This window comes from Maribellus sp. YY47 (assembly GCF_023111095.1).
Lineage (GTDB): Bacteria > Bacteroidota > Bacteroidia > Bacteroidales > Prolixibacteraceae > Draconibacterium.
Map to the genome: position 1 here is coordinate 39,560 of NZ_JALGYW010000009.1, position 19,518 is coordinate 59,077.

Genomic DNA, 19,518 nt, shown 5'->3' on the forward strand with positions numbered 1-19,518 from the left:
TATGTGGTCGGGCGGGATTTCGAAAAGAAATCCTGTCAGACCCGCAGGAAAGTGGGTACGAGGTCTGACTTGTCAGACCGCTAAAACCCCCGCCTGCCATATACAATTTGTTAGGGCTAGTTATTTCATTCATTTTCCATTTGGTCAAGTAAATAAGAAAAACTTGGGCTCGAATAATCTATTCCGTCTAATACATTGATTTCATTTGCAAGATTCATCGCATCGAAACCGTCCTCTATTTTGTTGACAGTGAATAGTAAGTTTCCTGATGAATACTCTTTTTCCATAGTGAATTTTGATGAGTTATCCGCAAGAAATTCGTCAAAATCAGTTTCTGTCATTGCTGATTTAATGAAAAATTTGTTAGTCAAAAATCCAATGCCTCCGTCAGTAAAAAAAGAAGGTGTTGCATAATAAACTGAAGCTATTGAATTGAGTCTTTTTAGTAAGTTTAGATATTCTGTCTCAGTAATTCCGCTTTTTAAAAAAATATAAGTTCGGTAATAATTTTCTATAGTACTTTTCTCTAAGTCAATTTCTGAATACTGCTCAAGTGTCATAATCGCCTGATTTTTTGAATAGTCAGCTTCGTTAAAAGCTACAAGAATCATTTGTGGATTAATGTCTAAATGAATGATACTATCTCCATAATAATAAAGAATTTCTTTACTAAAAGTCGGAGGTTCATTCTCATTTTCTTTTGAGCATGAAAAGCATGTTGTCAAAAAGAGAAAGATTAAAGCAAGATTTAAATTACCAGTCGTTTTCATAGTTGATTTTTTTCAGTAAGATGATTTAACTCTCTCATTAGTTGCGTCTTTATAATTAGCCCTAACGGTTGGTACATGTTGTCGGGGCGGATTTCGGAGAGCGTTCCTGTCCGAAGAACATGGAACTGCGAAACGAGAATCCGCAGTTGGCGTATCACCGAACCCCGCCCTGCAATATGTACCTTGTTACCACACGTTTTTTATTCCTTTTTTTGATTTAGTTGTTCTTCCAGTGTTTAATTTTTTTCTTTAATCTAATCGTATCGAAAGTACTGGTCACTGTACCAAGCATAAACCCATATAACAATATTGATAGTCCATTTGGATAATGTTGAACTTTAAAAAATGCGCCAGCGAGAACCATTATTGCAGCAATAGAATAAATGACTCCAATAATTGAGTTTACTTGTTTTTCGGTCATAGTTTGTTTATTTTTTAGTTTATCATATTTGAACCAAGTTCAATCATTAGTTTCAATCCTTCCTTTATTGCAGTCTTTTTAGCCTCATTAAGAAATTCCTTCATAAATGACGTTCCTTGTTTCGTAATCTTTGCCCAAATAATAGAAAGATTTTTTATCACCCATTTTTTTGATTTTGAAGTCAATTTTTCTCTTAATGTCTCAATATCTTGCTTTATTTCGTTTAACTGCTCTTCATTATTTTTTGTCTTAAAATTTTCAATGTTCTTTTTAATAAATTCTAAATGCTCATCAAGCATTAAAATTTGTTTTGAATTCAACGGTTTTGTTTCTGCATCTTCATCAATGATTTCAAATTCAGCGTAATATTCTTCAGCAAATGATTCTAAAATTGGGTCATCAAAAAATGAATTTACAGTTTCATATCTCTTTAAAAGACTTACCCAATTACTAAAAAAACCATCTAATTGTTTCCCATCTCTCCACGCACGACTATTTGAGATTGATTCTTTGTTTGCTGGTTTCCAGTCAATGAGAAGTTTTAATCCGTTTTCCATTTTGTAGTCTTCAATATTAAAATAGAAATCGGAATCGGTGTCTTTGTCAACCACTTTAATAAGAAACTTGTCGGGCGAAATAACCTCAAATTGTTCACCTTTTAATTTTACATATTTTTCTAAAGTTTCGAGAACGATAAGTGGTATTTTCTTTTTCATTTCTTTCATTTAAAATTTGTGGTAACGGTTGGTACATGTTGTCGGGGCGGATTTCGGAGAGCGTTCCTGTCCGAAGGACATGGAACTGCGATGCGAGAATCCGCAGTTGGCGTACCACCGAACCCCGCCCTGCAATATGTACATTGTTAGGCACTGGGTTTTTCTGCTATTTCAATTCCTTTTTCCTCAAATAATGATGGTAATGTCCATCCATATTTTATATCAAAAAACATGTTAAATGAAGCAAGTTGGTCTTGTACAGCCTGCATCATTTCTTGCTCCGTTTTAAATTTTTTCTTTTTCATTTGATTACCATTAATTACGTTTTGGTATTCATCAAGTAATTCATCCAATTGGTACTTTCCACTAGCAAGTTGCTCATGCATAACTAATAAAGTGTCAATATGTATGATTGTTGGTTTCCTAAAATTTTTGGTTGATAATCCAGTTTTCTCAATTTCGTCTTTTTCTAATTCAAACCAGATGTTGATAAGGTTATTTAATCCCAAAATGTCAAGTTGCCTATTATGAAGTAAAATTATTGGATAGATTCTAATTGAATTCGGTTTGTAATTTTTGTCTTCATTGAAATTACCATTAAGAAGGCTTTTGGCAAAATTAGTCAGTTGACGAACCGCTTTCGGAGATTCCTTTTTTCCATTTGTCTCAAAATATAGTTTTTCCTTTAAGGCTCTTTCATACTGTTCAAAGTCATAGCTTTCTTTTATATCAGCTCTTATCAATATATCTTTTGATTCAAAAAGAAATACTTTGTTCCCATTTCGAATGTAGTAATCTGGTGCTCCAGGAGTTTTCATTTGTTCTCCCGATAATTTGAAATATTTCTTTTCATAAGTCCGCTCGATAATTTTATACAGCAAATATTTTTCAGAAAATTCAAAAGTGATTAACTGTCTAAGTTTGATTTGTGATGTTTTATCGAATGCATCATTAATCTCCTTTAGTAAGAAATAGAGCCCATTAAATATTTTTTCAATTGCAAATAGAGGAGATATTACACGATAACTTGTATCGCTTAATTTATATAAGGGATTGGCTCGAAGTGTTAAATAGTCGATGTCATTATCCACATAATCGATTTTAGAAACTACGAGGTTGTCAAGAAAGTCAATGTTTGATTCATAGTTTTCATCTTTTTTTACTTCCAACGTCATCGACCCCTCATGTTTAGCTGAAATTACGAAGAATGCAATTGGAAATATTTTTTGAAGAAAACCTTTATAATCTGTGACCCTAAATCTCGCATAAAAATTTTCTAAAAGAGTTTGCGATGAATCTTGTGTACTTAAAAACTCAAATAAGAATATTGCTTTTAGAATTTGACCAACAAATACTGATTTTAAATTATAATTTGAGATATCCGAAATTGGTAAAGAGTTACCGATGGCAAGGCAGATTAAATCAGGGTATTGGCTAAACTTTTTGGTTGATTCGATAATTAAATTGTCATTTTTATTCAGTTGAGTATTTAATGCCAAATAAATTTTAAATATCAGAATTTCAAGGTCTTTGTCGCTGATTTCTATATCTTCTTGATTTTGAGTCAAAACAGTTTCAAATAGTTTAAGACTAGTACGAGGATTTAATATTCCAACATTTTTTGATTTTTCCTTTTTGTATTCGACTATTTTATCATTGATTTCATTCGCGAGCTTATTGTTTTCTTTCCCAAATAACTTTGATAAAAAATGTTTGTAGTCCTTAACTAATTCATTATCTGGATTAGCACTTACAAAATAGGATGCAACCTCGACCAATAATCTTTTAGGAATATCTTCAATTTTTTTCAGGTAGTCCTCACTGTTTTCACCCTCGAAAACTTTTTCAAAATCAATAATCTCAATTTGTGTAATCATTATGTTTTGAGTGTCATTTTAACCTTGTGCCTAACGGTCACTTGTAAGTTGTCGGTGCGGATTTCGGAGAGCGTTCCTGTCCGGTAGGACGGAACGATGTTGCGAGAATCCAGCGAACGACACCGCACGAACCCCGCAATGCAATTTACAATTTGTTGTGCGTTCGTGTTTTATTTTTAATTAAATATAATATCTAAAAGGCAATGCCGGTCTTAAATCGTCAATTTTACCAGCGGTCAGAATTTCTCCAATCACATTTGCAAATTTTAATGTAACTGGTAATCCATCGCCATATTTACATGTATTGTAATTTAACTTAGTTAATGCCAATATATCAGAACAAACAGTTTCAATTTTAATATTCCCTTTACCTCTAACTAATTTTATTGTCAAAGGATTTGGGGTTTCCATTCCTAATGGTTGTTGTATTCTTGGGATAAAACCTTTAGTCCATAAATATGCATTATTTCTATTTTTCACATAAAAGCTTCCCCGCAAGATTGGAAAATTTTTATCACGGTATAACTTAAATACTTTCTCATCTTTTATGGTTACTCCAATCAGTGAAATCTCATGACTCTCAACTGCTTCACAAAATCCTTCCCACTCTTCATTGTCAAATTGAGTCTTGCCGTGAATGAAAATCTCTTTTGGTAGATTCTTGTCATTTGAATTGGTGAACGCTTTTAATGCTTTTGTTAAAAGGTCATAAGCTGCATCCTTTGTTAGATGGTATTCTTTTGTGTCTTCATTATACCATGGTCCAACTGCTCCCTTAAAAACCATTCCATCTCCACTATCTAAAAACATTTGAGCAGCACAGCAGGCATATTTACTATTTAATTGTCTTTCATCAATTTTGAAAACTAAGCCTATATAACAAACATTTTTCCTTATACTCCCCAATTTCCATGGTAATCCACCAATTTTATAGTAGACAGATGTGGCAATATTCCATGCAATATCTGTCTCCATTGAAGATAAATCTCTTTTGGGCATTCCATTTTTGTTTAAGTATGGATGCTCATTATATGCGATTGTAGATTCTCTTATTATTTGTGTCAGTACTTCGTGTTTCAGCAATTTTAATTTCAATTGATTATGAAAATGATTTTCGTAATCGTAGCATTCTTTTAATTTCACATATTCAGGGTCAATGTCATCAAACAAACCTTTGTTTGTACGTGCGTACTTGTCTTTTATCCCAATTTTAATTGTATCTGCCGCCGACTTTGATTTTATACGACCATACAAATAAACGTCATCAGGGATGACCACGAACCAAAGGTTCACAGGCGGTCTATCATCATCATGCTTATAATCGACTAAACTATTAACATATAAATCAACCATATTCGCAACTCTTACATGCTTGTCTGAATACCGATAAAAAAGTTTTAATTTATCTTCTTCAATTTCTAATTCAATGGTTGAATTAAGATTAATAGTAACTCCAAAAATAGATTCGAAACCAGGATAAATTGGCTTTGAGACATCCTTTTTCAAAGGGAATATTGGCTTCATGAATTTAGCAATCCAATTTTTCATTCTCTTAATCCCTAAAGGAGTCCCAATTATTCCAATTGTGAAATTATTTATTTTGTCTTTGTTAAACGGACCAAATAAAGAAAGTCCATCACGAGGGTCAACTACTTTTTGATTATAGTTAAATAATAAAAAAGGTTCTTTTATGTGGCGTAGTTTAGGCATCTTCAGTAGCATTATCCAATTCTTGATAATATTCTTCTTCTTCAAGATAACTATCAATTGGCATTAATCGTTTTTCATCATTTGGCTCTTCATAACCAAAACTAGCTTTGAAGAGTATTGGAGTTGTAGAGAGTTCGATTGTTTCTGATTCTGCAACAATTACAGACATTATAGAATTATCATTATTTGAAAGTGAAGATAAGAAGGCTAAAAGCTGATTCCTCCATTCTTTATTATACATGGTTTTTCCTTTCCGTCTTCTTGCACTGTGCATTTTTTTATTATCATCCCATGCTTTTTTTCCATCTGAGGTAAAAATGATATGATTTTTAATACTTATGCAAAATTCAGGAGCAAGTAATGTTTTAAAACTAATTGCATAATGCCAGAAATCGTCATAATATTTACCTGTTACTCCAATTTTATGTGTATTTGCACCAACATTAAAAGAGCCTTTTACTCTTTCGTTTTCTTTATGCTCAAAATAGTAGCACTTTGAGTTTGATAGCTCATACTCTTGTAAATCCAAGCTTTGTAGGTACATGTCAAAACATGTGTTTACAAGTCGTACAAGCAATCTCCTAAAATCGTGATAGGTTGGAAATTCATCATCATCGTACCAATTGAACGCATCACTTGTATTTTTGGAGATTATTTCAGATGGGGTTACTTCAAATCCTTTGTCCGTTAGATAATAATCAAGGCTTTTTTGAAATGAAACAATTATATTTCCATGCCTATATGCTGGATAAACCATATTATTTTTCAATACTTCTCCAGCTTGTTTTTCGTTATGGAATTTGTAAAAATAAATAGTTGAAGGTATTCGTGGAATTTTAATCCAGTTAGAATAAAACCTGTCATTATATTTTTTATCAACACCAGACCAGTTCGTGTAAACATTTTCATACCAGTCTGATAGTGGCGTTGTGTTTTCATCGTTTTTTGGAACATTATCTTTCCCGAGTTTTTTGAGAAGTCTTTTTAGACCAGTTGCCCAATTATTTTCAAAAATTACAATGTTTCTTCGGTTAAGTCCTATTCTTGCATTAAAAGGTGCTTTGTCAATTTTGACTGGAATAATAAAATCTCTTAGGTTGAATTGTTTCTCAATACTTTTGCATTGTTCCCACTCATCTAGGACTCCTCCTTTTTCAAAAGTGATATCTGAGACTACAAGTATGTATTTTATTGTTTGATTTTCAAGAAAATCTTGCAAACTTTTCCAATAATCAGCTTCGCCACCAATTAGAAAAGATAAATCACATTCACATTTATAACCTTCGCCAATTAATTTTGACTGTAACCATAAAGTAAATTCATTATCCTCAGGAGTGGCATGTCCAATAAATATTGTATCTCGATTACTCAATTTTCTTGTGTTTTATTTATGTTCAAATTTAGCAGTAACGTTTTTTTCAACATGACGCACAACGTATGTGGAAATACACAATTGCATTTATATCCTTATTGTCGATTGTATTTATAACACCAATTTCGGTGTGTATGTATAGTTTTGCACTAAAGTAGTTCATCTAGCGGGTTTTTAAAGTTCTTAAAATTATGTTCCGAAACATGCGTATAGCGCTGTGTGGTTTTTACGCTTTCGTGCCCCAGCCAGGCCTGTATAAAACGTATGTCAACTCCTTGTTCCAGCTGATGGGTAGCAAAACTATGCCGTAACATATGGGGATAAACCCTTTTTAAAATTCCTGCTTTGTGTGCTGCTGTTTTTAGCACGTTCGTAATACTTCCTACTGTATATTGCCCACCTTTTTGCCCTTCAAAAAGCCATATCCTGGGCTTGTATTCGCTATAATACAGACGCAGTAAATCCAATAATCCCGCCGAGAGCTGAACATACCTCTCTTTTTTACCTTTGGCACCTGTTATTTTTATCATCATACGTTTAGAGTCTACGTCCGCGATTTTCAAATTTATAAGCTCACTTCTTCTAAGTCCGCATGAATAAATTACCGAGAGCAGTGTTTTGTGTTTTATATTGTTGGTGGCTTTTAATATGGAGCCAACTTCAGCTTTGCTGAGTACATCGGGTAATATTTTTTCTGTTCGCGGACGCTCTATTTCATATACTTGCCGTGCTTTTCGGAGTACTTTTTCATAATAAAATTTGATGGCATTTATTCTTTGGTTTTGTTCGCTTATCGTAATTTCCCATTTATTAATCAGTTCCAGCAAATAGGCATTAATTTCCTCGCCGTTCACTTCTGCCAGCTCTCTCTCATTAAAATAGTAGATAAAATCCTTGAAATAAGCGATGTAAGTTTTAATCGTATTTTCACTATATCGCTTTTGTTGCAGCATTTCGAGGTAACCGTTTGGAAGTTTTTGAGTTTCCCGGTGAGAATAATCACGCTTTACCACTGACTTATAAGCAGACTCTTTGTTTATTTTCAGCGCCGAATAATCAATGTAGCCCAACTCTTTCATGCTTCCGAAAAAACGGCCCAGATCGAAATCCTTCCTTGCAATCAGCCAGCAACCGTGAGATCGGCTCCAACGTGCGTCGAAGTTCGCCTTTAATTGGTTTATTAGAGATTGAATGTATTCGAAGCGCACAAGAACGAATTCCTCCTGGCGGTGAGTACCATATTCGAGTTTTATTTGCGGGCGAGTATTCAAGGTCTTTACTTTTCGGTTCTCTAAAAATAAACATAAAAAGAATAAGTGCTTCCACTGTAAAACATGTTATTGAGTAGCCTGTACCGGGATAAGACTTTGCCATCAGCGGCGGTAAAGGCTTACCCAAAGAACACAACCCCAAAAATCATCTAAGCTGTTGATAACAAGAGTCTACACAGGTGACAATTATAGCTTTCAAAGTATGTTTTCGCTCGCCACAAGTGGTGGACAGCCCTTACCAACCTGATCGAACACCTGGAAAAACCGAAAAATGCCGGATTCTGCTCCACAATGGGCCTCACAAACTGGGTAAATGCACTAAACAGTAAAACATCGATTTTGTGGCCCTGCTCGATGAACGAAATGTGAAACTGGCCAATAAAAGCAGTGGCGATTAAAAAGCGGCCCGCAACGTGATCGCCCCTGCTTACGAAAACTGGTTAAACGTGCCAATGCTTTGGTTGAACTGGAAATGGATACTCCCGAATTGCAGGCATTTATCAGCGAACTTAACCAGCACATAAATACTACAAAGACGCTCAGCCCGCCCGTGCCGGAAGAAGCAATTCAGCGGACTAAAATAGTCCGGTTGTTGGTGAAGCATAACACGCGCGGCAACTTAATCCGATGAAAGGCGTTCTGTGAGAGAGGTGCTTTTTTATATTTCCAAAGCCCATACAGCAAAAGAGCACATTGCCCTACCCTATTTCCTGTTGAAATAAAAATACTGTGTAAACCATAAAAAAGACCAGTAGCAGGGCTGCTTCCCAACGATCGAGTGTTTTCCTTTTCCCGGTAAGCATGGCCACAAAAAGAAATACCGTTCCCCCGGTTATTATGGCCAAATCGGTATTAAACGAAACGGCGTATTTTACCGGACGAATCAGCACGCTGGCCCCCAACACGAGCAGTACATTAAAAATATTGGACCCAATCACATTCCCAATGGCAATGTCGCTGTTTCTTTTTAGCGCAGCAACTACCGAAGTAGTTAACTCGGGAAGCGAAGTTCCGGCAGCAATAATGGTTAAACCGATAATTTTTTCACTCACTCCCAGCAACGAAGCCACTTTAACACTGTTGTTCACCACCAGTTGTCCGCCGGCAATCAACCCGGCCAAACCCAATACAATATACAGTACTATCTTTTTTACCGAATACTCCACCGGTTTCGATTCTTCGGGGTTCTCGGCTTTCATTTGCCTGAACACATAATACAGAAAACCAAAAAACAGCGCCAGCAGAATAACGCCGTCGATACGCGATAACGCTGCGCTTCCAATAAAAAAATTATTGGCCAGAAAAATGAGCAATACCAATACTGCAATCGACAAAGGTATTTCGCGCCAGGCCGTTGAAGACTGAACCGTTATGGGATACAACAAGCCCGATATACCCAGAATTACGAATAAATTGAAGTTGTTACTGCCCACTATATTTCCGAGCACAATGTCGGATAAACCTTTCGAAGAAGCCACCAGGTTAACCACCAGCTCGGGCGCCGAAGTTCCGAAAGCCACAATGGTTAACCCAATAGCCAGATCGGAAACCCGGTATTTTTTTGCCAGCGCCGAAGCGCCATCCACCAACCAGTTGGCTCCCAGTATAAGTACCGCAAACCCGGCCAATATAAGTAACCACAAAAGTATCATCGTCTATTTTTTACGAAGATGAAGAATTTTCGCCATTGTACCATTGCTAGGCAAAAAATTTCGCTTGCTGATACCCCAAATGTCCGTTCTGTTAAAAATTTGCCAATGGGAAAATTATTTACTCAGTAATACTCTGGCCCTAAATCGTCTATAAAGAGAAACGTTTCGAATGTGGCGAGTGTTTTTACTGACTTCTGGCTTATCAGCCGGATTTTACTCTTTGTTTTGGCACAAAGAGTAAACAGAAAAGCCAAGGCTGCGCCCGCTTCGCACGAAAAAACCCTGCCTACCGGCAGGCAGGTACGTGTTGCCGGCTAAGAGTTCGGAACTCCCCCGAGTACCCGGGGTCAAACAGCCGAGCTCTTTTAACGCCGCCTTCACTCGCTTTTCGTCCGTCAGCTGACGGACAAGGCCAACATACTCGATTTGTTGTAATTGCGAAGCGAAATGGCCTGTTCTACCCATCTCTGGGTTTATAAAAATACGCCTCGGGCTAGCCATAAAAAAGCTGAACCGCATTCTCCTAAAAAAGAACCGTTGAGTCACCCAATGTGAAATTAAGACAGTAATATCTGTAAATAAGTATTTTATCCGGAATTAATTCCTACCTTTGCCCCCTCGACAATCGGGTTTTTATTGAATCGACATTAGCAATGCTTTGCTTCGCCGCTGGTTAGCGAATCTTCTCATCGTCAAATCGACATACAAAATCAACTTTCTTGTTTAGATTAACAAGTCGCGAAGTGTGCTACGCAATACATCGTGACACACTTTAAATAATATGACAAAATCGTTTTACACCGTATTAACACCCTCAGGCCGTGGTATGCCCTTTGATCTGATGTGGTCCACGCACTCACCTGAACTGATCCCGGCCCAACGCAAAAAAGCAAGTGTCTGAACAACAGTGTTCAACATTTAGTAAGGATTTGCCATTGTGCAAAACCGTTTATCCAAAGACGGCTTTGTGCAATAGCATTTTTCGAAATAATCTGTTTCTGAATTAAATTCCTGAAATCGCTGCATTTTTCCTTACGCCTATTAACAATTAAAAGAAAGCTGTATATGAAACAGCCATTAAAATTATGACATTTAAAGAATTAAATATTTCAGAGCCCATACTCAGAGCTCTAATCAACAAGAACTACGAAAATCCTACTCCGATACAGGAGAAGGCGATTCCGGCCGCACTCAGCGGCAACGACTTACTGGGTTTGGCCCAAACCGGCACCGGGAAAACCGCTGCCTTCGCCATTCCCATTATTCAGCAGCTCAGCGGGTCTTTTTCAAACGGACAGAGACGCGAAATTAAGGCGCTGATCCTCACTCCCACCCGGGAGCTGGCCATTCAAATTGGCGAAAGTATCTACAACTACGGAAAATACACCGGTGTACGCCATGCCGTAATTTTTGGCGGCGTAAAACAAGGCCCGCAGGTTGATAAGCTGCAAAAAGGGATCGATATTCTGGTCGCCACCCCCGGACGTTTGCTCGACCTCATCCAGCAGAAATACATCTCGCTTAAACACATCTGCCATTTTGTACTGGACGAAGCCGACCGCATGCTCGACATGGGTTTTATCCACGACATTAAACGCCTGTTGCCCATGTTGCCCCAACAAAAACAAACCTTGTTTTTTTCGGCAACCATGCCGGCTACCATTGCCACGCTTTCGAAATCGATCCTGCGTAACCCGGTTAGGGTAAAGGTAAATCCGGTTGCCTCAACGGCCGAGATGATTGAGCAACACCTGTACTATGTGGAACGACCGAAGAAAAATCAACTCCTTGTATCCCTGCTGAAAAACGAACAGAATAATTCGGTGCTGGTTTTCTCGCGTACCAAACGGGGTGCCGATAAAATTGCCCGTATACTGAATGGGAACGGAATTGGCTGCGAGGCCATCCACGGCAATAAATCGCAGGGAGCACGACAGCGGGCGCTTGAGAACTTCAAGTCGCGGAGAACAAGGGTGATTGTCGCCACCGACATTGCCGCCCGGGGTATTGACATTGCCAACCTGGAGACCGTAATCAACTACGACCTGCCCGATGTGGCCGAAACTTATGTACACCGGATTGGGCGTACCGGACGAGCCGGGAAAAGCGGAACAGCCCTGTCGTTTTGTTCGCCGGACGAACATTCAATGGTGCGCGACATCCAGCGATTAACGGGGAAAAAACTGAACCCGGTATTTGAACAGTAAATCAGGAATAACATTAAAAATAAATATGAATGGCTAGATCATCAATATCTTTTAACAAAAAAGAACTGGAGAAAAAAAGAGCAAAGAAAAGAAAGGATAAACAGCTTCGAAAAGAGGAACGCAAGGCCAGCGGTGGCAGCGGATCACTTGACGATATGATCGCTTATGTGGACGAAAACGGGGTAATCACCGATACCCAACCCGATCCAAATAAAAAGAAAGTGGATGCAACAAAAATAGCCGTATCCACTCCCAAGAAGCTTGAAGAGGAAGCAGTGATTTTAAAAGGACGTGTAGAGTATTTTAAAAAAGACAAAGGATATGGCTTTATAAAAGATGCAATCAACACCGAAAAATACTTTTTCCATATTACCGATGCTTATCCCGACATTACGGAAGGAAACAGGGTTTCGTTTGAACTGATCAAAGGAATCAGAGGCACAAATGCTGTAAAAATCGAACCCGTTAAGTAAAAATTTTATTCACCATTTAAATAAAAAACAGATGAATATTTATGTATCAAATTTAAGTAATAACACAACAGGTGAAGGCTTAAAAAAATTATTCGCAGAATACGGAGAAGTTAGTTCTGCCAACGTTATCATGGACAAATACACCGGAGAATCGCGTGGATTTGGCTTTGTTGAAATGAACGATGCGGAAGGTAAAGAAGCCATCGAGGCTTTAAATGAAACAGAGTTTAACGGTAAAATTATCGTTGTAAATGTAGCCCGCCCCAAAACAGAAAGAAACGACCGTGGCAGAGATAACCGCGGTGGCGGCGGTTTTAACAGAAGACGTTACTAATATTTTTAATATAATATCATGAATAAAGGAACTGTAAAGTTTTTTAACGAAGCAAAAGGATTTGGTTTTATCAAAGATGCAAATTCAGAGAAAGAGTATTTTGTCCATTCATCAGGATTGGTTGATTTTGTAAAAGAAGCCGATACTGTAACTTTTGAGTTGCAAAATGGACAAAAAGGACTAAACGCCGTAAATGTTAAACGAGGTTAATTCGTTCAAACATCATAGATCTAAAATTCCGCTTAATGCGGGATTTTTTCATCTTTTTTCAAATGGCTCAATGTGGGAAGATGAAAGATTCTTATCTGCCATTCGGTGGAAATACAGGTTACACATCAACCCGGTTTATGTCTGATATCGATTTAAAAATAAATGAATTCAAAAACGATTATGATTCTAATCTTGAATTTTACCATTTGGCATTGTCAGCCTTCACAAAACTCATTGCCCCCTTCCCGAACGTTGAGAATGTTACAGGCAGGATTAAAGAATACGAAGAATGCCTAAGCAAATTTAAACGGAAGTATCTACCGCTTATTCCCCCTTCGAACGTTAATTACAAGATCATTAATTTCTTATCTGACTTTGTGGGAATACGCGTTGTTTGCCCGTACCTTAAAGATGTGCGTATTATCCGAAAAGAACTAAACAAGTACTTCAGAGAGGTTTCCATTACCGACAAAACGATTCAGATGGAAAGCACCGATGATAAGTTTGGCTATAAAAGTTTGCATCTGGACCTTAAATTGAATGCGAAATACGCGAAAAAAACCGAATACCTTCGCTTTGCAAATATTCAGTTTGAACTTCAAATCAGGACCATTATCCAGGATGCCTGGAGTGTTCTGGACCATAAAATCAAATACAAAAAGAGTATCCCGCAAAGTCTGAAGCGAAGGATAAACCGGCTGTCGGCATTGTTTGAGATTGCTGATGATGAGTTTTTACGGATAAACGATGAAATCAGCAACGAAGAAAAACGAATAAATAACCGCTTAAAAAAAGGTCTCACTGTTGAGAAAAACATGCCACTCGATGTTTTCCGCTTTTTGTTTGTTGCATTAAAATATTTTCCCGACTATAATTTTATTGAATTCAAGGTAGATGGATTCGTCCAGGAAATCCTCAGTAATAAAAAAAGGTTTACGGAAAGCGAATTAAACGATGCCCTGCAAACTCATCTGCCAACCGTTAAACAAATTGCTGAGATCGAGAAAAAAGAGTTAAACCCGTATACAAAAATCCGTTATTGTCTGTATTTGTTTAACCGGCATTTGTTTTCGAACATAATATCCGATTATCAAAAAAACACACTCATGTTGACGAAGTAAATTTGACACTAAAGAATGAGAAGGTCCATAAAAAACTCGTTCAGTCCCGACTCCCGACAAGCTAAAATCATTCGTTTATTTCTTTAACTGAGCTATTACCGCGGAATGTGTGAATGATGTAACTATTCCCCCGAATTGTGTAACACTTTACTCCCCGTATTGAAGTATCTTCAATAAGTTATCGGGCATACAATTATTGCTCAAAAATTACCATCCCATGAAAAACTCGCTATACATTATTGCAGGCCTGTTGGTGCTTCTATGGATCGTCGCTTATTTTGCATTTGAATCATTTAGGTATATCGATATCCTACTACCACTGGCAGCATTTATCGTTCTCCTCCGCATTTTTTATGCGAAAAGAGTACCGAAAAAATAAGCCTTTAAAATTAAGATTAGAGAAATTATCCTGATCGATCCCGTCAATTTTCTATAACTCAGAGTATAAATACGTTTTGCGTTTACTCCTGTTTTCCACGATCAACCATAAAAAAAGGAATAAAGAAATCAAATGGAGAATCTTTCACTGTCTTTTCGTTGAGCTCTTCTATAAGTTCCTGGTAGAACTGATTAAACCGCTCCAGGTTATCATAGCCCAGCAAAAACAGGATCTTTTGAGTATTGTGAAAATTAAATTCTCCCACACTGGTATATATCACAACCAATTCGAACTCAGAAATACTTTTTGATTCGCGAAGGTAGAAACTAATGAACTTATTTTTATTCCCATTGCGGGTAACTACATACCGATAGCTTCTGGAGATACGATCCCATTCAAAATAAATAATATAATCTTCTATCGAAAAATAAGGCTGGATAAACCGGTAAAAGATCTCTTCCAAATAATATTTCTTATCGTTGATCAAATGTCCCTCCTTCGCTTTTTATTTATTACCGTTTAAGTTAACCAAAACAATTGAGTTCTGCTTCATTTTTAATTTGAATTACTCACACATTTTCCAGTGTAAGCCGTTCCGGGTGCCTCAATTTCTTAAAACGGGATGGCGTTAACCCGGTGTATTGCCTGAATTGGTTTGACAGATGAGCAACGCTGCTGTAATGAAGCTTGTAAGCAATCTCTGTAAGATTTAGTTCGTTGTAAACAATCAACTCCTTCACCTTTTCGATTTTGTGTGTGAGGTAAAATTTCTCAATGCTCATGCCCTGCACTTCCGAAAAAAGATTGGACAAATAGGTATAATCGTAGTTCAGTTTCTCGCTCAGATAATCGGAAAGATTTACCCTAATCTGTTCTTCGGTGTAATGAACCAAACCGATAATTGCGCCTTTAATTTTCTCCACCAAAATGTTCTTCCTGTCATCCATTAAACCAAGCCCTGATTTTTTTAAAGCTAATGCCAATTGAATTAACTGCTCAGGCCGGGCTTTTCCAGCAATCTCGGCTTCCCCTATTTTAACATACGAATACCGAAGGCCAATCTTCTCTAATTCTCCCCTCACTACCGCCTGGCAGCGAATACAAACCATATTTTTAATGTAGAGTTTCAAACCAGCTGCATTTATTCCTGATTATTGTAATTGCTAGGATTTCGTACTTTTCGAAGTCCGTAAACCGTACGGAAATGATAACCATACACAGAAAAAGTAATTGCATCGACCATTAGTTTGGGTTTGTTCAGTACCGTCCATGCCATAAACTTCCAGTATTCCAGCCTGCCGTTGTTTAACAGCCCCAACACAAAAATTGACTTGGCAAAGGCTTTAATCCGGTTATATTCGATACCGTTTTTACCCATTTTTACCGGCTGGTAATTCTGAAACAGTTCCCTGACTCGCTTATAATAAGGCTTCTCTTTATAAATGTTGGCAATAATGTGCCGGTATCCATCGAGCAGTTTCTCTTTATTCATTTTTGGAATAAAGTTCATCGTAAAATCAGTATTACTTCCGGTTGGGTCAACCGTCAACCGATTCTCTGCTTCCATTTGTTTGTACAGCCTTGTATTTTTGGGTGCGTTGAGCAACCCGACCATTGCCGATACAATGCCGCTTTTCTGAATAAACTCGATTTGCCGCTGAAACACGGTAAGAGTATCACTGTCGAAACCTACAATAAATCCCCCCGACACCTGGAGGCCCGCTTTCTGAATTTGCTTTACATTTTCGAGTAAATCCCTGTTTTCATTTTGAATTTTATGACAACTCTGCAAAGATTCTTCCACCGGTGTTTCAATCCCGATAAAAGTGGAGGTAAATCCTGCTTCCCGCATCATTGTGAGCAGCCGGTCGTCATCGGCCAGGTTTATCGATGTTTGTGCGTTAAAGCTAAACGGATGGCGATGCTGCCTCATCCACCCGATCATAGAAGGAAGAAACTCACCTTTTATCACTTTCTTATTCCCGATAAAATTATCATCGACTACCGATATAAGCCCACGCCAATTCAGATTGTACAAGGTCTCCAGTTCTTTAATGATCTGCTCTTTGCTTTTCATCCTTACTTTATGGCCGAGCAATGTTGTTATTTCACAAAAATCACATGAAAAAGGACATCCCCGCGATACCTGAATGCTCATGGAAGCATAAGCTTTTCTATTCAGAAGGAAAAAGTCCGGTACTGGAGATTCCGATAAATCGGCAAATTCATCGCTTTTGTAAATTCTTTTTAAAGGAGTTCCGTTTGCCAGATCGGATAAAAACAGAGGCAGCGTAATTTCTGCCTCGTTCAAAATAAAGTGGTCTATTTGTGGATAACTGTCGTACTCTTGCGTAAACAGCGGTCCTCCGCCAATTACTTTCACAGCGTGTTCCCGGCAACGAGCCAAAATATCAGCAACCGATTCTTTCTGAACATACATACTGCTTAAAAAAACATAATCAGCCCAATCCAACTCTTCCTCTTTCAGCTCTTCAATATTTAAATCAACCAGCTTTTTCTGCCAGCTTTCCGGCAACATAGCCGAAACAGTGATCAGGCCCAAAGGAGGTACGGCAGCCTTTTTGGAGATGAACTTTAACGCATGTTTAAAACTCCAGTAAGTATCGGGGTATTTTGGATATATCATTAACACTCTCATACAATCATTTTTTAAATGGATTGGCTCATTCCAATCCACAGGTTGCTTTTTGATTTTATTTTTGTATCTCTCAGAAAATGAGAAGATCATCCAAATTTACGACGGGATTTTACCGGGATAAAATGAAAGGGACTGGCGAAAGTTTTTTTGGGATAGAATTTGGATTGAGAGGACAAGTGTTAGACTTCCCGGACGAATGTCATTCGCCCCTGCCTTACAGCAAGTCCTTTACCGCCATTAAATACTGACGCGAAACAGGAACGGTTTCTTGGGTGTCGGCAAGGCTTAACCAATAGGTATTAAAATTCTTATTTAACTTTTCGATGTGCTGCATGTTGACAATGCAAGAGCGGTGTGTGCGCGTAAAAACATTAAATTCCTTTAGTTGATTCTCGATGTTCTTCAGGGTATTTCGGATCATCTTTTTTCGAACCTCTCCTCCTTCCTTAAATCCAACTTCCACATAATTATCAGCCGATTTAACAAAAACTATCTCTGATACCTGAATTATCAGATTGTCTCCCTCATTATCAGAACTCAGTTCAATAAATTTGTTGGTATTGCGTTCAGTGAATTGATTTAATTGGTCCTTCATCAACCTGGTTTCGTCTAACAGTTTCTTGTTTTTTCCATTTATGAACGAGAGAGTATTTTTCAAATGCAAGGTAACTGGCACACTCACACTAATTACCACAGCCCGCAGAACCAGGTTAAACGTAATGCTTGTATTTCCCACATACCTGAGATAGAAGACAAAAGCAACACTGGTTAAAGCAACCAGTAAAAAGTAATAAAGCGAATTCCATATCGGATTGTATTCCTCGTCCGCCCTATCCTGAAGGAGATAAGTATGAAAGATAACTTGTACAATTACCTGGATAATGAAAACAATTAATCCGTAACCGGCAATGTATAACTGCTTGTTCTCGAACTCAAAATTAGCAGTTGGGAAAGGTTGGAAAAACAGAATAAATAAAAAAACAGAAATACTTATGCCAAGATAAGTTTTGAAATACTTTCCTGATAAAGCAATAAACTGATTTATACAATTATTTGACATCCGTGGAAATTTTAGGTCGGAATTAATTTCGGAAGATGAGTTTTTATTTGTGAACCCAATAGTCTCCTTTCATTAATTCCAATGCTTTATCTCTCTGAAGCACTTATAAAAACCAGTTTAAATGTACGCAAATAACCGTTTGAAGTTCAGGAAAACATCTGCTTTTCATCCAATCATTACTTCCAACCTATAACCGCTATTAAAGCTCGCACGCAACTTTCTTTGGTTTTGAATGTCACTGAAACTTCTTTCAATACCTCCAGCGGTTGGCCAGGTTCACCAGCGAAAGCATCACCGGTACTTCTACCAGCACACCCACAACCGTCACCAGCGCAGCAGGCGATTGCAAGCCAAACAAGGCAATGGCTACGGCTACAGCCAGTTCAAAAAAGTTACTGGCGCCAATCATCGCTGCCGGCGAACAAATGGCATGCGGCAGTTTTAATTTGCGGCCACCTACCCAGGTAATAAAAAAGATAAAGTAGGTTTGAATCACCAGCGGAACAGCCACCAGCAGAATGATCAGCGGCTTTTCAATGATCGTTTTCCCCTGGAAGGCAAACAACAACACCAGTGTACTCAACAAGGCAACAATCGAAACCGGTTTAAAGCGGGGCAGAAATTCGTTTCGGAACCACTCCTCTCCTTTTCTGCGGATCAGTATTTTGTGGGTGATAAACCCGGCCAGAAGTGGAATTACCACAAACACCACAATACTGGCTGCCAGCGTATCGTAAGGAATCGTGATGTTGGTGATCCCCAGCAACAACCCGACAATGGGAATAAAGGCTACCAAAATGATCAGGTCGTTTACCGAAACCTGCACCAACGTATAATTTGGATCGCCGTCGGTGAGGTAGCTCCATACAAAAACCATTGCGGTACAAGGTGCTGCTCCCAGTAAAATAGCCCCGGCAATGTACTCACCGGCCTGCTCGGGCGAAATAAAAGCCGCGTACAGTTTTGAAAAGAACAGCCAGGCAAAAAAGGCCATTGTAAAAGGCTTGATCAACCAGTTCACCACCAGCGTCAGGATCAATCCTTTCGGGCGTTTCCCGATGTTCTTCAAACTTGAAAAATCGACCTGCAACATCATGGGATAGATCATCAACCAGATTAAAACAGCCACCGGAATGTTTACGCTGAACAGCTCCATACTGCTTAAAAATTCGATGCTATCACCCGTCCAGTGGCCAATGCCGATACCTGCGGCAATACACACAGCCACCCACAAAGTCAGGTATTTTTCAAAAAAACCAATGCGTTTTTTCTCTTGATTCATACTT

18 protein-coding genes are annotated in these 19,518 nt (G+C 38.1%); 5 read left to right on the forward strand and 13 right to left on the reverse strand.

Going from position 1 to position 19,518, the window contains the following annotated elements; translation table 11 throughout:
* Nucleotides 1–125: 125 nt before the first annotated feature.
* The 8 genes from MR764_RS08955 to MR764_RS08990 all read right to left on the reverse strand — a co-directional run bounded on the left by MR764_RS08955 (nucleotide 126) and on the right by MR764_RS08990 (nucleotide 9,789).
* Entirely contained in the window at nucleotides 126–770 is a 645-nt protein-coding gene (locus tag MR764_RS08955; protein ID WP_247979063.1) for a hypothetical protein, read from the reverse strand.
* A 217-nt stretch (nucleotides 771–987) separates the two neighbouring features.
* A complete protein-coding gene (locus MR764_RS08960; RefSeq protein WP_247979072.1) occupies nucleotides 988–1,191 on the reverse strand; it encodes a hypothetical protein in 204 nt (67 codons plus the stop codon).
* 14 nt (nucleotides 1,192–1,205) lie between these two features.
* Complete coding sequence (locus MR764_RS08965) at nucleotides 1,206–1,907, reverse strand: hypothetical protein (protein WP_247979073.1); 702 nt, start codon at nucleotides 1,905–1,907, stop codon at nucleotides 1,206–1,208.
* Nucleotides 1,908–2,053: 146 nt separating this feature from the next.
* Nucleotides 2,054–3,784 (reverse strand): hypothetical protein, encoded by a 1,731-nt coding sequence (locus MR764_RS08970; protein WP_247979074.1) that lies wholly within the window; start codon nucleotides 3,782–3,784, stop codon nucleotides 2,054–2,056.
* 180 nt (nucleotides 3,785–3,964) lie between these two features.
* Entirely contained in the window at nucleotides 3,965–5,494 is a 1,530-nt protein-coding gene (locus MR764_RS08975) for a hypothetical protein (protein ID WP_247979075.1), read from the reverse strand.
* Nucleotides 5,487–6,866: a toll/interleukin-1 receptor domain-containing protein gene (locus MR764_RS08980; protein ID WP_247979076.1), complete on the reverse strand. Its 1,380-nt coding sequence runs from the start codon at nucleotides 6,864–6,866 to the stop codon at nucleotides 5,487–5,489. Before MR764_RS08980 ends, MR764_RS08975 begins: the two co-directional genes overlap by 8 nt.
* A gap of 149 nt (nucleotides 6,867–7,015) precedes the next feature.
* Entirely contained in the window at nucleotides 7,016–8,137 is a 1,122-nt protein-coding gene (xerA, locus tag MR764_RS08985; protein ID WP_247979077.1) for a site-specific tyrosine recombinase/integron integrase, read from the reverse strand.
* A gap of 698 nt (nucleotides 8,138–8,835) precedes the next feature.
* On the reverse strand, nucleotides 8,836–9,789 hold the full coding sequence (locus MR764_RS08990; protein WP_247979078.1) for a calcium/sodium antiporter: 954 nt from the start codon (nucleotides 9,787–9,789) through the stop codon (nucleotides 8,836–8,838).
* 1,085 nt (nucleotides 9,790–10,874) lie between these two features.
* Between MR764_RS08990 and MR764_RS08995 the strand changes: the two genes are divergently transcribed.
* From MR764_RS08995 to MR764_RS09015, 5 genes are all read left to right on the forward strand, one after another.
* Nucleotides 10,875–11,996 carry a DEAD/DEAH box helicase gene (locus tag MR764_RS08995; protein ID WP_247979079.1) on the forward strand — a complete coding sequence of 374 codons (1,122 nt, stop codon included), beginning with the start codon at nucleotides 10,875–10,877 and terminating at the stop codon, nucleotides 11,994–11,996.
* Nucleotides 11,997–12,025: 29 nt separating this feature from the next.
* On the forward strand, nucleotides 12,026–12,469 hold the full coding sequence (locus MR764_RS09000; protein WP_247979080.1) for a cold shock domain-containing protein: 444 nt from the start codon (nucleotides 12,026–12,028) through the stop codon (nucleotides 12,467–12,469).
* A gap of 31 nt (nucleotides 12,470–12,500) precedes the next feature.
* Nucleotides 12,501–12,803, forward strand: coding sequence for an RNA-binding protein (locus MR764_RS09005; RefSeq protein ID WP_247979081.1), 303 nt, complete (start codon nucleotides 12,501–12,503; stop codon nucleotides 12,801–12,803).
* An 18-nt stretch (nucleotides 12,804–12,821) separates the two neighbouring features.
* Complete coding sequence (locus MR764_RS09010; protein ID WP_247979082.1) at nucleotides 12,822–13,013, forward strand: cold shock domain-containing protein; 192 nt, start codon at nucleotides 12,822–12,824, stop codon at nucleotides 13,011–13,013.
* 80 nt (nucleotides 13,014–13,093) lie between these two features.
* The gene (locus MR764_RS09015; RefSeq protein WP_247979083.1) at nucleotides 13,094–14,134 is read left to right on the forward strand and encodes a hypothetical protein; all 1,041 of its coding nucleotides are present in this window, start codon (nucleotides 13,094–13,096) and stop codon (nucleotides 14,132–14,134) included.
* A gap of 461 nt (nucleotides 14,135–14,595) precedes the next feature.
* Here the strand turns inward: MR764_RS09015 and MR764_RS09020 are convergent, their stop codons facing one another.
* From MR764_RS09020 to arsB, 5 genes are all read right to left on the reverse strand, one after another.
* Nucleotides 14,596–14,976: a hypothetical protein gene (locus MR764_RS09020; protein ID WP_247979084.1), complete on the reverse strand. Its 381-nt coding sequence runs from the start codon at nucleotides 14,974–14,976 to the stop codon at nucleotides 14,596–14,598.
* Nucleotides 14,977–15,082: 106 nt separating this feature from the next.
* Nucleotides 15,083–15,643, reverse strand: coding sequence for a helix-turn-helix domain-containing protein (locus MR764_RS09025; protein ID WP_247979085.1), 561 nt, complete (start codon nucleotides 15,641–15,643; stop codon nucleotides 15,083–15,085).
* An 11-nt stretch (nucleotides 15,644–15,654) separates the two neighbouring features.
* Nucleotides 15,655–17,172 carry a B12-binding domain-containing radical SAM protein gene (locus MR764_RS09030; protein ID WP_247979086.1) on the reverse strand — a complete coding sequence of 506 codons (1,518 nt, stop codon included), beginning with the start codon at nucleotides 17,170–17,172 and terminating at the stop codon, nucleotides 15,655–15,657.
* A 214-nt stretch (nucleotides 17,173–17,386) separates the two neighbouring features.
* Complete coding sequence (locus tag MR764_RS09035) at nucleotides 17,387–18,232, reverse strand: LytTR family DNA-binding domain-containing protein (RefSeq protein ID WP_247979087.1); 846 nt, start codon at nucleotides 18,230–18,232, stop codon at nucleotides 17,387–17,389.
* A 250-nt stretch (nucleotides 18,233–18,482) separates the two neighbouring features.
* Nucleotides 18,483–19,514 (reverse strand): ACR3 family arsenite efflux transporter, encoded by a 1,032-nt coding sequence (arsB, locus tag MR764_RS09040; RefSeq protein ID WP_247979088.1) that lies wholly within the window; start codon nucleotides 19,512–19,514, stop codon nucleotides 18,483–18,485.
* Between the last annotated feature and the right edge of the window lie 4 nt (nucleotides 19,515–19,518).